We start from the raw sequence: 13,587 nt of genomic DNA on the forward strand, positions 1-13,587 counted from the left end.
GACTTCGAAGGGTGCGCAACGATGCTGACCAGTCTTGCCCGGTTCGCCATGGCGCGCCCGCGCGCCGTCCTGGTGACCGCACTATTGCTCATGATCGTCTGCGGCGGCTTCGGTGCCACCGCCAAGTCACACATGGTCGGCGGCGGCTACCTGACCGGTGAGCTGGAGTCGGTGCAGGCCAATGACTTCATCACCGAGAACTTCCCCGGCGGCAATCCGAACTTCCTCGTCATGCTCACCGCCGAGGACGGCGTGAACAGTCCGCAGGCGCGGGCCGAGGCACAGCGCATCACCGATCAGCTCACCCACGACTCCGGCATCACCGGCGTGCAGTCGTATTGGACCACCTCCGCCGACCGCGGCGACTTATCGTCGGCGCTGCGCAGCAAGGACAGCAAACGCGGCCTCATCCTGGCCACCGTCACCGGCACCGATACCGAGGTGCAGACCCGGGCCAACACCCTCAGCGACGAGCTGAACGGCGACCGGGACGGCGTGCAGGTGCGGGTCGGCGGCATGGCCGGAACCTTCGCGAATATCAATCATCAGGTCGAGAAGGACCTCATCCTGGCCGAGGCCATTGCGGTGCCGGTGTCCGGCATCCTGCTGGCGCTGGTGTTCGGCAGCCTGATCGCGGCCGCGCTGCCGTTGGGCGTGGGCCTGTTCGCCATCGCGGCGACGCTGGGCATTCTGCGGCTGCTGACCACGGTCATGGACGTGTCGATCTTCGCGCTCAATATGACCAGCGCGCTGGGGCTGGCCCTGGCCATCGACTACAGCCTTTTCATCGTCAGCCGGTACCGCGAGGAGTTGAACGAGGGGCGCGACACCCGGGCCGCGATCCTGCGCTCGGTGCAGACCGCCGGGCGCACCGTGGTGTTCTCCGGGCTCACCGTGGCCCTGGCTCTCGCGGCGCTCGCGGTGTTCCCGCAGCCGTTCTTCAAGTCCTTCGCCTATGCCGGTGTCGCGGTGGTGGCGGCGGCCGTGGGCGCTTCGGTGCTGTTGCTGCCCGCCGCGCTCATACTGCTCGGGGATCGGGTGAATGCCTGGGATCTGCGCAAACCCTTGCGCCGCTTGCTCGGTCGCGGCGAGCCGACGCCGAAGCGGGCCGAGGACAGCGCCTGGTATCGCCTGGTCACCGCGGTCATGAATCGTCCCGGCCCGGTCGCGCTGATAACGACCCTGGTTCTGCTGCTGCTCGGATCCCCGTTCCTGACGGCGCATTTCGGCACGCCGGACGATCGGGTGATCGGCACGTTCGCCTCGGCCCGGCAGGTCGGCGATGCGCTGCGCTCGGATTTCAACGCCGATATGGCGTCCAGTTCGGTGATCGTGCTGCCCGGATTCACCGGCCCCACCAAGGAGATCGGCGCGTACGCCACCGAACTCTCGAAGGTGCCGGGCGTTCCAGCGGTGCTATCGAGTGACGGCGTGTACGTGAACGGGGCGAAAATGGCTCCCGGGGTGCCACAGATGTCCGGGCCGAATGGCGCGTACCTGTCCGTCGGCACCAAGCTGACCCCGTATTCGCAGGAGGGTAAGGACCAGCTGTCCGCCCTGCGTGCGGTGCCCGCGCCCGTGGCGGCGAAGTTCGGTGGTGCCGCGGCGCTGAACGAGGACACCATGGATTCGGTGATCAAACGACTTCCCTTGGCGGGCGCGCTGATCGCGATCATCACGCTGATTCTGCTGTTCCTGTTCACCGGCAGCGTGGTGCTGCCGATCAAGGCGCTCATCCTGAACATGCTGTCGCTGACCGCCACCTTCGGCGCCATGATCTGGATCTTCGAGCAGGGGCATCTGTCGGGACTGCTCGGGTTCACGCCGACCGGCAGCATCGATCTGTTCATGCCGATTCTCATGTTCTGCCTGGCCTTCGGCATGTCCATGGACTACGAGGTCTTCCTGCTCTCGCGGATTCGCGAGGAGTGGCTGGCCTCGGACCGCACCCCGGAGGCCAATACCCGTTCGGTGGCGCTCGGCGTGGCCCGCACCGGCCGGATCTTCACCGCCGCAGCCGGTTTGATGGCGGTGGTGCTGCTGGCCGTGGCGACCTCACAGGTGGCCCCGATGAAGCTGTTCGGCATCGGCCTGGCCCTGGCGGTCATCTCCGACGCCACCATTATTCGCGGCCTGCTCGCACCGGCTCTCATGCGCATGATGAGCACCGGTAATTGGTGGGCTCCCAAACCGCTTGCCGCTCTGCACAAACGGATCGGTCTTGAAGAAGCGCCTGCCGAAAATTCGTCCGCCGCAAATATTCCGGAGCACGCGCTTACCAAATAGATTCGCCTATCAGGTTATTGCGCACATTTGTTCTTACCGATGGTCGTACCCTTGATCCGGGGACGGCAACGGAAGGAACACACCATGTCGCTGATACCCGGTTCCGGCGCGATCGGACGCGGTTTCAACATCCTCGGCACATACAGCACTCGATCATTGATGCCACAAATAGTTAATCTCGGTGACGACAACAAGAGCTGGGAATATCCGCCGACCGGCATCACCTACCAGGTGCCGGACAACGCGACCCCGCTGGAGTACACCAACACCACGGGCTCGTCGTATGTCTACAACACGGTGGAGCAGTTCCAGTCGCATTTCTCGCAGAAGGCCGGAGTACAAACGTCTTACGGCGCGTTCAGCGGGCAATTCAATATCGCTTACAGTTCCACTGTTCAAACCGACCAGTCATACTATTACGGAATTTACGAAGCCGATTTCACCGCCTGGGAGTTGAATCTCAACCACACCTCCAGCCAATGGCTCACTCCCGATTTCCGCGACGATCCGGATGTGCAGAACCTGCCGTCGACCTTCACGCCGCAGAATCAAGAACAGTTCTATGCCTTCTTCCGCAAGTGGGGAACGCATTTCGTGGGTCAAGTGGTGGTCGGCGGCAGCCTCGACTACTACGAGGCGGTGCAGAAGTCGTTCTCGTCCGATCAGTCTCAGATCAGCGCGAACATCAAACTCGAGTACAAGGCCGTCTTCACCTCCGGCAAGGCCGAATCGCAGACGGAGTGGGAGCAACTCACCAAGACCTGGGCGGACAGCCGCCTGGTGACGGTGAGCGCCACGGGTGGTGACAACTCGATCCTGGACGCGCTCAATCCCGGCTACGGCGATTCCGATGTCGGGATCTTCGACGCCTGGTCGTCGGCGGTCATGAAGAACCCGTCGGTCGTCGAGTTCTCGCTGCGGCCGCTGAACGTGCTGTTCTCCGGGGACCAGGCGATCGCGGTCGCGAACGCGCTGGAGGCCTACACCAATGGCGCGATCCTGGCCTATGCCGCAACGGATTACACCCCGAACAAGGCGCCGGGCGGCGGTCAGGTCAGCACCTCGTTCGGCATCATCACCAATGGCGATGTGGCGATTCCGAACCCGGCGGTGGATCCGCCCGCGCCCACGGTCGTATCCCCCGGAGTCGTGGCCCCGGTCGGCGGATACCAGCTCGCGCTGTACGACCCGGTCACCTTCGAGCAGATCATGGTGCACCTGTACTACCAGAAGTACCAGCCCAATTCGCTGTCCCCGGACCCGTCGATCTACAAGGCGATGATGGCCGATATCAATACCGTCGGCCGCAAGGGCTACCTCGCCGCGGTGAGCGGGTTCGCCGTCGACCTGCTGAACTATCCGTCGCAGGACTTCCAGAACTGGCTGATCAGCATCGGCGCGACCATGTCGGGCTGGAAGAAGTTCATCGGCTACCCGGACAAGGGCGGCTCGGCCTGCTACATCGTGCTCGGAAGGCAGGGCGCGGCACCGGGATTCGCGCTGGAGCTGCTCCAGGCGGTCTACTCGTCCAGCGATTGGCTACAGGAGCCGTACATGTTCAATATGAATGCCTCGGCCGTCGGCCTGACCTACGGGCGCACCTCGACCTCACTCAGCAAGACGCATGTCGTCGGCTCGCTGGCCCTGCCGCCGCAGGAGTCCGAACATCACCCGCACAAGCCGGAACCCAAGCCGCACAAGCCCGGTAGGCGCTAGTCGCTCAGAAGGGTGCGGGCCGATTCGAAAGGGCGGCCCGCATTTACTGCTTGGCGCGGGCCGTGCGACCGGCCTCGACGACCTCCGCGAAATTGGTGAGATCCCCGACCAGCGTCTCCACCGAGTCCGGCTGTCCGCCATCGTCGTGATGATGCAGCCAGTCGGCGATGAGTTCGAACATGCCGCCGATGGTGGCCAGCGCGAGGGCCAGGCTGCGCGGGTCCGGCGTGGAATCGCCTTGCCGCCATTGATGATCGAGGAAATCGGCCGACCAGCGGCGATTACTGCGGCGCTGGGCTTCCACCGCGGGTGAGATGCCGCCCGCTTCGCCGAAGGTGACCTTGGCCAGGCGCGGATCGTCGGCGATGGCGTGCACGAAGGCGGCGAGAATGGCGCGCAGGCGTTGCGGCCATTCGGCTTCCGCATGCTCGACCGCGGCGTCCGCGACCCGTTGCTGGATCTGCTGGGTGATCTGTTCCAGCAGCGCGGTGTAGCAGGCTTCCTTGCTCTCGAAGTGATCGTAGAAGCCTTTGGTGCCGACATACGCGTGCTGGCAGATCTGTTCGATCGAGGTGCCCGAATAGCTCTGGCGGGCAAAGAGTTCGGTGGCGGCGGCGAGCAACTGACGGCGGCGCTGGGCGCTGCGCTCGTCGGCGTCGAGGCCGCGGATCCGGCGCCGCGCGGGCGCGGGCGAACTGTTCGTCGAACCCAGCCGATCGGGCGCCGCGGCGGATTTGCTGCGGGGCATGCCAGCACAATAGCCGCGCCTGTTTCAGAAAGACATCTTGTTGATAACAGTATGCCATGTTGTAATCATCGTCACGTCGATGAGGAAGGGAACAGACGTGGCAATCAATGGGGATCGCCGACGACGGGGATGGCGGCGGTTCACCGCGGCCGCCCTCGCGACGGCTCTGACGGCTTCCGCGGCCGTGCTGCTCGGGGGAGCTGTGTCGCCTGTCCCGGCCGCCGCCGCCCCGCAGCCGCTGAATGTGGACCCGTTCTACAGCGCTCCGGACGGCTTCGAAGACGCTGCGCCGGGCGCGATTCTGCGCACGCGGGAAGTGCAACTCGCGGTGCTCACCGTGCTGCCGGTGCATGTGCGGTCCTGGCAGCTGCTCTATCGCACCACCGATCTGTTCGGGCAGCCGACCGTCGCGGCCACCACGGTGGCGGTGCCCATGGGCGCGAACACCTCGCACAGCCGGCCGCTGGTCTCGCACCAGTTCTTCTACGACAGCACCTCACCCAATTGCGCGCCCTCGTATGTGCTGCAACAGGGTGGCGGGCTGCCCGCGCTGGAGGGCATCCACTCCACGGTCGAGTACCTGGAGCTGGCGGCCTCGATCAGCCAGGGTTACGCCATCAATGTTCCTGATTACGAAGGCCTTTACGGTCATCTCGCGGTCGCCAAGGAACCCGGCTACATGATTCTCGACAGCGTGCGCGCCGCCGAGGCATTCGAACCGCTCGGCCTGGACGGGGCGAATACGCCCGTGGCCCTGTGGGGTTACTCGGGCGGCGGCATGGGCAGCGGCTGGGCGGCCGAGATGCAGCCGACCTACGCACCGGAGCTGAATATCAAGGGCATCGCCATGGGCGCGCCCGTCTCGGACGTGGAATCGCTGCTGCACGTGAATGGTTCGATGTTCGCGAGCCTGATCGGCGTCGGCATCGCCTCACTGCGCAATGCGTATCCGAAGTTCGCGGAGGCCACCGAGCGCTATCTGACGCCGGAGGGCAAGGCGGTCATGGATCGCACAGCCAACCAGTGCCTGGTGCGCAATGTGCTGAACCTGATGTTCACCGACTATCAGCGTCTGATGACCATTCCGATCGCCGATTTCCTGGCGTTGCCGGAGGTCAAGGAGGTCTTCGATTCGACTGTGCTGGGCAGCAATCCGCCGACCGCGCCGACCATGGTCTACCAAGGCGTCTACGACGAGGCAGTGCCCTGGTACACCAACGACCGGATGGTCCAGCAGTGGTGTGACGGCGGCACGTCCGTCTACTACAAGCGCGATCACCTCAGCGAACACCTCACCCTGACCACGCTCGGCATGGCCGACGCCTTCAACTGGATCAAATCCCGCCTGGCTCCCGGCGCGGGCGATCCGGTCGGCTGCCGCACCGACAATGTGGTCACCATGCTCGCGAACCTGGACGCGCTCGCGACGCAAACCGAGATCAGCCTGAACGCCACCTTCGGTGCGCTGGGCTGGCCCATCGGCCCGCAGGAGCGGTAGTGCCGTGCGGCGTGGCGATTACTTTCGCCACGCCGCACCGTCTGCATGGATATCCGAACACCTTCCGGTAGGAGATCCTCATGCACTGGACTCTCGAAGTGGTCGTCGTCCCGGTCTCGGATATCGATCGGGCCAAGGATTTCTACAGCAATCAGCTCGGATTCACTGTCGATCACGACACCCGGATCGGCGATGGCATGCGCGTCGTACAGCTGACACCACCCGGGTCCGGCTGCTCCGTCGTGATCGGAGAGGGCGTGGTACCCAAGATGGAACCCGGATATCTGAAGGGCCTGCAATTGGTGGTCCCCGACCTGAAGCAGGCGCGGGCCGAGCTGGTCGCGCGCGGTGTGGAAGTCAGCGAGATCCAGCTGGTGGCTCCGAGCTCCCCCTCCGAACCGGATCCTCTCGACAATGTCGGATTTCTGTTCTTCGATGATCCGGACGGCAATAGCTGGGCGGTGCAGCAGATTTCCACCCGTCCCTGATCCGGGCGTAGGTTCCACGGACACCGTCGGTATATCGAGGAGTCCCCGCTGTGGAACTGCGCCAACTGCGCTATTTCGTGACCGTGGCCGAGGAACTGCACTTCGGCCGGGCCGCGGAACGCCTGCATATCGCGCAGCCCGCGGTCAGCCAGCAGGTGCAGCGCCTGGAACGGGAGCTGAAGGTCCAGCTGCTGGATCGTTCCCCGCGCAAGGTGCTGCTCACCGAGGCCGGGCTGCGTTTCCTCCCGGCCGCGCGCGCCGTGCTGGCGGCCGCGGATCAGGCGCGCGCCTCGGTCGCGGACTTGGCGGGCGGCCGGGCCGAGGTATTCCGCCTGGGCACGGTCACCGGCTTGGGTGAGCGCCTGGACGCCGTCTTGGACGGGTTCGCCGACCGCGCACCGAATGTCCGGGTCGAGCTGATCGCACTGCCGGTGTCCGAGCGACTACGGCAGGTCGGCGACGGCGGACTCGACGCCGCCTTCCTCCGATCGCCCGAACCGGCGGAGAGTCCCGACCTGGATTTCCTGCCGGTCTGGTCGGATCCGCTGGTGGTGGCCCTGCCCGCCCGGCACCCCCTCGCCGCACAGGACTCGATCCGGCTCGCCGACCTGGCGTCGGTCCCCCTGCGCCTGACCGAACGCCGCAATCATCCGGCCCTGGTCGATCTGGTCCTGACCGCTTGTCAGCGTGCGGGTTTCGAGCCGGTCCCCGGCCCCGCCTCCGCCAACCTCCAGGACAATCTGGCGATCATCGGCTCCGGCACCCCCATGTGGACCGTGGTCTACGCATCCAATGCCCGCCTGGTACAGAACCCGCGAATCGCCTTCCGCCCCTTCGCCGATCCGGGCATGAGCCTCCCGATCGCCCTCGCGGTCCGCGCCGACGCCGCCTCCCCGAACCTGAAACTCCTCGCGGCCCTGCTCGCCGAATCACGATAAGCATTCCTTATCGCTGCGGGAACGCACTGCCCATTGGTCCGAGCCCTCGAGTGCGGTGAACTATTCACAGGCCGCCGAACAACCGGTAACCGAAGCCGGAAACCGATTGGCGCCCAATCAAATTCACCAATTCACCGAAGGAGCTCCCCCATGCCCATCGTCACCGTTCAGCAGGGCCCCCGCACCATCGAGCAGAAGCGCGACCTGGTCCGCCGCCTCACCGACGCCTTCGTCGACGCCCTCCAGATCCCCGCCGAAGCGGTCCAGGTCTGGATTCAGGAAACCCCCACCGACAGCTGGGCCATCGGCGGCACCCTCACCGCCGACAAGAAATAGGCGCTCGCCCGGCGTTCGGGCTAGCTCGCGAGGTCTTGGACCTGCCCGAACAGGGTCACTATGCGCGTTATGCCGTCCAGGGTGCGCAGTGATTCGGGGATGCGGTGCACCAACCGGCCCCATTTGCTCACGGCCCGGCCCACATTCGGTTGTGGACCCTCCAGGTCCTCGATCAGTTCGCCCACCTCATCCGGGTGGGCGTCCGGGCCGGGCGTGGCGGGCAGCACGGCGCGCAGTGCGGCCAGTTCACTCCGCAGATCTGTCAAAGCCGTTGCGAGAGCGTCGGACTCGGCTCCGACGGTCTGACTCACCGGACCCTTGAATACGCTCGAATTTCCGCTCCCCCCGATATTCCCTGCGACGATATTGCCGCCGTTGATGTGGGTTCCGCCCGGTGTGTTCTCCGGCATGATCACTCCTACCTGCTCGGTGCGGCGGGGCTCGAGACCGGCATGGTGGCACCGTTCATGACGCCGCGATTGTTCGAGCCGCCGATATTATTGGCGACGACATTCGAGTTGTTGATGTACGTGGCATTGCTGATCTGCGTCACCGAGCGCTCGAAATCCGTTGTGGAGATGCCCTTCTCGGTGAGGAACCGGCTCACGGCGTCGAAGATCCGCTCGCGCAGGATGAGCAGATACCGTTCCTTGTCGGTGACCTCGAAGAAGTTATTGAAGGCATCGCCCGAGCCGAGTTCCCGGACGCTGCACTCCGCGCCGAAGGCGATCGCGGCCTCACCCGGTGAGCGCCACGCGCTGCCGCCGACGCGCGCCTGATCGCGCAGCCACCGCCAGATCGTGCCGATCCGGGCGGGAATGGTGGTGGGCAGCAAGGCGAATTCGCATAGGGTCTGCCATAACTCCGGCAGCACCGGCAGCCGCCGCCGGTCGACGGTGCGGTAGGCCGGATCGATCGGCGGCAGTACGAACGACTGGCATTCCAGCATGAGCGTGCGCTGCTGACAGCCGACGTGCAGGAAGGTGGACACCGCCAGCTGCCGCTCCCAACCCTCCACCCGGTAGCACCGGAAGTAGCGCAACCATTCGGGTGAACTGTTCATCAGTCCGGCCCAATACTCCGGCAGCATCTGCGGATTCATGCCCGCCTCCAGTTGCTGGAGCAAAGGCGCGGCATCCGGATAGTGCAACAGGTGACCCGAGTCGAGTAGCGCCCAATGGGCGATATGCAGGTCGGAGAAGCGCCAGCCGGGCGTGAGCGTCGACGTTTCGCGCAGTGCCATCAGGTCTTTGGTGACGAAATCCTGTAATTCCATCGGAGTGAAGGTGGGCACCCCGCCGTTTGCCCCCGGGTCCGCCGGATACAGCTCGAGAGTTGTCGACCACGACCACTTCTCCAGATGAATCCCCGCGCCCACGAAAGGATTCAAGCCACGGAATACCACGAATTCGGCGGGACTGTGCTGACCCGTGCGGGCGTCCGCCTCGGCGAAACGCCGCAACCGATTCGCATAGGGGCCGCAGGAACGCACGACGGTATCGCGCGGCGGGGTTCCGGGCACATAGTTTCCGAAGCGGTACCACTGGTCGACCACATGCTGCCGCATCAGCTTCTCGGTCAGCAGGACACCGAAGATGAGCGCCTGCACGATGAGGGACAGGGCGAACAGCAGCTCGCTCGGATCGGCGGAGGTGCGCTGGCCCGAGACCAGCAGGGGACTCAATGCCACGATGAGGAAGACCCAGGTGACGGAGCCCCACAGCAGGTAGGTCAGCCACCAGTGCAGCCAGCGCGGAAACTGCGGCGGCGTCTCGATATTGCGGAGCATCCAGGTGGCGCCCACGGTGACCACGACCGAGCTCAGCCGCCAGGCGAGTGCCGAGGCCAGCCAGGCCACGACGAGGTACGAGCCGATGCCGACCAACGTTCCCAGCAGCGCCAGCACGACCGCCGCGACCAGCACCCGCCGCGCGCGGGCCGTTACCGCCTCGCGCAGTACGACTTCCGAATTGACGCCCGGCGAAGGCGGAATGGCGCGGCGGGGTTCGGTGAGGAATTCGCCGATCAGATCGTCGGCCAATCGATCGTCGAGATGTACGGCCGAGGCCAGATATCGAGTGGCTTCATCGGCTGCTGCGGGGTTCGGCTGCGTCATATCGGCCCGGCCCCCCGGATAGCTGCGCTGGCGTCGCCCATTGTTCCCCCTATGGTCACCGGGCACTGCGAGATCAACGGTAGCAATGCCCAGGAACGCCGGGTGGGGATTTCGGCAGAACTATTCGATATTCGTGCGTGCGCCCGGAAAGACGCACGCACGAACCGATTTGCTAGGAAACGACCGGAAGGTAGACCTGATTTCCGGTTTGCGCGAATTCGGCGGATTTCTCCGCCATGCCCGCTTCGATGGCGGCCACATCGGTGAGACCCTGCTTTTCGGCGTATTCGCGGACGTCCGCGGAGATGCGCATGGAGCAGAACTTGGGGCCGCACATGGAGCAGAAGTGGGCGGTCTTGGCGGGTTCGGCCGGGAGGGTCTCGTCGTGGTACTCACGAGCCGTGTCCGGGTCCAGGGACAGGTTGAACTGGTCGTGCCAGCGGAATTCGAAGCGCGCCTTGGAGAGTGCGTCGTCTCGGTCCTGGGCGTGCGGATGCTGCTTGGCCAGATCGGCGGAGTGGGCGGCGATCTTGTAGGTGATCACGCCGACCTTCACGTCATCGCGGTTGGGCAGGCCCAGGTGTTCCTTGGGGGTGACGTAGCAGAGCATGGCCGTGCCCGCCTGCGCAATGATGGATGCGCCGATGGCGGAGGTGATGTGGTCGTACGCCGGTGCGATATCGGTGGCGAGCGGGCCCAGGGTGTAGAAGGGGGCTTCCTCGCAGAGTTCTTCTTCGAGGCGCACGTTTTCCACGATCTTGTGCATGGGCACGTGGCCGGGGCCTTCGATCATCACCTGCACGCCATAGGATTTCGCGATTTTGGTGAGCTCGCCGAGGGTGCGCAGTTCGGCGAACTGGGCCTCGTCATTGGCGTCGGCGATGGAGCCGGGGCGCAGGCCGTCACCCAGGGAGAAGGTGATGTCGTACTTGGCCAGGATCTCGCAGAGTTCGCGGAAGTTGGTGTACAGGAACGATTCCTGATGGTGGGCCAGGCACCAGGCCGCCATGATGGAGCCGCCGCGCGAGACGATGCCGGTCACGCGCTTGGCGGTCAGCGGCACGTAGCGCAGCAGCACGCCCGCGTGCACGGTCATGTAGTCGACGCCCTGCTCGGCCTGCTCGATCACGGTGTCGCGGTAGATCTCCCAGGTGAGCTGGGTGGGATCGCCGTTCACCTTCTCCAGGGCCTGATAGATCGGCACGGTGCCGACCGGGACCGGGGAGTTGCGCAGGATCCACTCGCGGGTTTCGTGAATGTTCTTGCCGGTGGACAGGTCCATGATGTTGTCGGCGCCCCAGCGGGTGGCCCACACCATCTTCTCGACCTCCTCGGCAATGGAGGAGCTCACGGCCGAATTGCCGATATTGGCGTTGATCTTCACCAGGAACTTCTTGCCGATGATCATCGGCTCGGATTCGGGGTGATTGTGATTGGCCGGAATCACCGCGCGGCCCGCGGCCACCTCGTCGCGCACCAGCTCCGGCTCCACGCCTTCGCGGGCGGCGATGAAACGCATTTCCGGGGTGATGATTCCCGCGCGCGCCCACGCCAGCTGCGTGCGCGGACCCGGCACATCCGGCTTGGTCCAGGAGTCGCGGGTCCTGGGTAGACCGGCCTCGAGATCGATCACCGCGGTGTCGTCGGTGTACGGGCCGGACGTGTCGTACAGATCGAAATGCTCACCATTGGTGAGGTTGACCCGCCGCACCGGAACGCGCAGCGTCACGCCGTCGGCGTCGATCTGCTCGTAGTGTTTGACGCTGCCCTGAATGGGACCGGTGGTCACGGTGTCTACGGGTGCGGAGGTCCCGGTGGCACGCTTGGACGTCATCTGTGAATCCTCCCTACGCCGGCATTACCCGGTCAGGTTCATACGGTCGACGGCCCTAGCCGTCCTCTCAGCCCGCTGGTGCGAGCCCCCGTTGGCATGAATTACCGCCGCCGACCTTACCTGCCACCCGCGATCAGCGACGCCTGGTTGCTTCAGCCCGGGAAAGATATATGGAAGTCAGCGGCCGTGCGGCTGCCATCGGTGCGCGAATTCGTTCGGTGCGGGAGGAGGGCCCGGCAGCTCCCCCGGCACGGCCAAACCGTCGATGAGCAGGGCGAGGATCCGGCGGCGCAGCTTTGCGGCACGCTGCGGATCGGGAAGTGAAATGGCCGCACAGGATTCGAGGATCAGCCCCAGATCCTGCGTCGTGACGCCATCGCGCAGGCGACCCGATTCGCGCGCCCGGCGAATGATCTCCTCATTCAACTCGGCCGAGCGCATCACCTCCGGCAGGATCGAGTCATCGGGCGTGAACGTGCCCGCCAGATGCACGGTGAGCGAGTGCACGTCGGCGTCCACCACGCGTTGCAGGAAGTCGACGAGCACCTGCCAATCATCCGAATCCTGTAGTGCCGCTTCGGCTTCGGCGTTGTATCGACGCAGCCCGTCATAGCAGAGGGTGCGCAGCAGAACGTCTTTACTCGAATAGCGGCGATACAACGCACTGATCCCCACCCCCGCCCGCTCGGCGACAGCCGCGATGGGCGCTTTGGGTTCGGCCAGGAAAACCTCCCGCGCCGCAGACAGGATGATTTCGTCATTGCGGGCAGCTTGCGCCTTGCGACCGGGCAGTGCGCGCTGAGCTGGGGTTTCGGCGGTCTTGCTCATGATTTCAGAATAGCACTTGAACGGAACGATCTGTTCCGATACGCCCTCCGGGAGCGGGCCGATTACGTGTGGAGCCTCTCGCATGTCCGCGAGACGCATGACGATGGTTCGTGAGGCTCGCCGTTGATGTACTTGATTCACCTTCAGCACAACGAATTACACGAGGTGAAAGCAATGAGAATCGCAATCTTCGGAGCCACCGGCACCATCGGACGCCAGGTCGTCGCGCAGGCCCTCGAGGCCGGGCACGAGGTCACCGCCCTCACCCGGGCCGCGGCCAATATGCCCATTCAGCACGAGCGCCTGCGCCTGATCGTCGGCGATGTCCTCGACCCCGGCGTCGTGGAGCGCACGGTCAGCGGCCAGGACGCCGTGATCGTGACACTCGGCGCGGGCCGCAAGGGCATCGTGCGCGCCGAGGGCACCCGCACGGTCATGGAGGCCATGCAGCGAACCGGCGTGAAACGCCTGATCGTCCAGTCCACCCTGGGTGTCGGCGACAGCCGGGCGAACCTGAACTTCCTGTGGAAGTACGTCTTCTTCGGCATGCTCCTGCGCCAGGCCTACGCCGACCACGTGGTCCAGGAGGACTACGTGAAGGCCAGCAACCTGGACTGGACCATCGTGCGCCCCAGCGCCTTCACCGACGGCCCGGCCACCGGAAAGTTCCAGCGCAATGTCGCCCCCGACGCGAAAGGCCTCTCCCTGAAGATCGCCCGCGCCGATATCGCCGCCTTCATCCTGGAACAGCTCACCGACACCACCTACCTGCGCCGCACCCCCGGCATCTCGAATTGAG

At 65.1% G+C, this 13,587-nt stretch carries 12 protein-coding genes and 1 riboswitch; of the genes, 7 read left to right on the top strand and 5 right to left on the bottom strand.

Annotation, left to right across the window (positions count from 1 at the left end):
• Positions 1–21 precede the first annotated feature (21 nt).
• Together AB0N05_RS17870 and AB0N05_RS17875 are read left to right on the top strand one after the other, a co-directional pair.
• Positions 22–2,286, top strand: coding sequence for an MMPL family transporter (locus tag AB0N05_RS17870; protein WP_364694815.1), 2,265 nt, complete (start codon positions 22–24; stop codon positions 2,284–2,286).
• A gap of 84 nt (positions 2,287–2,370) precedes the next feature.
• A complete protein-coding gene (locus AB0N05_RS17875; RefSeq protein ID WP_364694818.1) occupies positions 2,371–4,002 on the top strand; it encodes an MAC/perforin domain-containing protein in 1,632 nt (543 codons plus the stop codon).
• A 43-nt stretch (positions 4,003–4,045) separates the two neighbouring features.
• Here the strand turns inward: AB0N05_RS17875 and AB0N05_RS17880 are convergent, their stop codons facing one another.
• Positions 4,046–4,750, bottom strand: coding sequence for a TetR/AcrR family transcriptional regulator (locus tag AB0N05_RS17880; RefSeq protein WP_364694822.1), 705 nt, complete (start codon positions 4,748–4,750; stop codon positions 4,046–4,048).
• A 79-nt stretch (positions 4,751–4,829) separates the two neighbouring features.
• Between AB0N05_RS17880 and AB0N05_RS17885 the strand changes: the two genes are divergently transcribed.
• The 4 genes from AB0N05_RS17885 (at position 4,830) to dmpI (ending at position 8,010) form a co-directional block, all read left to right on the top strand.
• Positions 4,830–6,248 (top strand): lipase family protein, encoded by a 1,419-nt coding sequence (locus tag AB0N05_RS17885; RefSeq protein ID WP_364694825.1) that lies wholly within the window; start codon positions 4,830–4,832, stop codon positions 6,246–6,248.
• Between the two features lie 80 nt (positions 6,249–6,328).
• Positions 6,329–6,736 (top strand): VOC family protein, encoded by a 408-nt coding sequence (locus tag AB0N05_RS17890; protein ID WP_364694828.1) that lies wholly within the window; start codon positions 6,329–6,331, stop codon positions 6,734–6,736.
• A 50-nt stretch (positions 6,737–6,786) separates the two neighbouring features.
• Entirely contained in the window at positions 6,787–7,674 is an 888-nt protein-coding gene (locus AB0N05_RS17895) for a LysR substrate-binding domain-containing protein (RefSeq protein ID WP_364694831.1), read from the top strand.
• Between the two features lie 33 nt (positions 7,675–7,707).
• A complete protein-coding gene (dmpI, locus tag AB0N05_RS17900) occupies positions 7,708–8,010 on the top strand; it encodes a 4-oxalocrotonate tautomerase DmpI (RefSeq protein ID WP_364694834.1) in 303 nt (100 codons plus the stop codon).
• 20 nt (positions 8,011–8,030) lie between these two features.
• Here dmpI and AB0N05_RS17905 read toward each other — a convergent pair whose 3' ends face one another.
• From AB0N05_RS17905 to AB0N05_RS17920, 4 genes are all read right to left on the bottom strand, one after another.
• Positions 8,031–8,420: a hypothetical protein gene (locus AB0N05_RS17905; RefSeq protein WP_364694837.1), complete on the bottom strand. Its 390-nt coding sequence runs from the start codon at positions 8,418–8,420 to the stop codon at positions 8,031–8,033.
• Between the two features lie 8 nt (positions 8,421–8,428).
• Positions 8,429–10,126 (bottom strand): hypothetical protein, encoded by a 1,698-nt coding sequence (locus AB0N05_RS17910; protein ID WP_364694840.1) that lies wholly within the window; start codon positions 10,124–10,126, stop codon positions 8,429–8,431.
• Between the two features lie 172 nt (positions 10,127–10,298).
• Positions 10,299–11,960 carry a phosphomethylpyrimidine synthase ThiC gene (gene thiC / locus AB0N05_RS17915; protein WP_364694843.1) on the bottom strand — a complete coding sequence of 554 codons (1,662 nt, stop codon included), beginning with the start codon at positions 11,958–11,960 and terminating at the stop codon, positions 10,299–10,301.
• Positions 11,954–12,062, bottom strand: a riboswitch (TPP riboswitch). Its footprint overlaps the gene before it by 7 nt.
• Positions 12,063–12,137: 75 nt before the next feature.
• Entirely contained in the window at positions 12,138–12,788 is a 651-nt protein-coding gene (locus tag AB0N05_RS17920) for a TetR/AcrR family transcriptional regulator (RefSeq protein ID WP_364694846.1), read from the bottom strand.
• Between the two features lie 174 nt (positions 12,789–12,962).
• On the opposite strand from AB0N05_RS17920, the gene AB0N05_RS17925 reads away from it, so the two are divergent.
• Positions 12,963–13,586: an SDR family oxidoreductase gene (locus tag AB0N05_RS17925; RefSeq protein WP_364694849.1), complete on the top strand. Its 624-nt coding sequence runs from the start codon at positions 12,963–12,965 to the stop codon at positions 13,584–13,586.
• The last annotated feature ends 1 nt before the right edge of the window (position 13,587 follow it).

The organism is Nocardia sp. NPDC051030, assembly GCF_040683015.1.
GTDB lineage: Bacteria > Actinomycetota > Actinomycetes > Mycobacteriales > Mycobacteriaceae > Nocardia.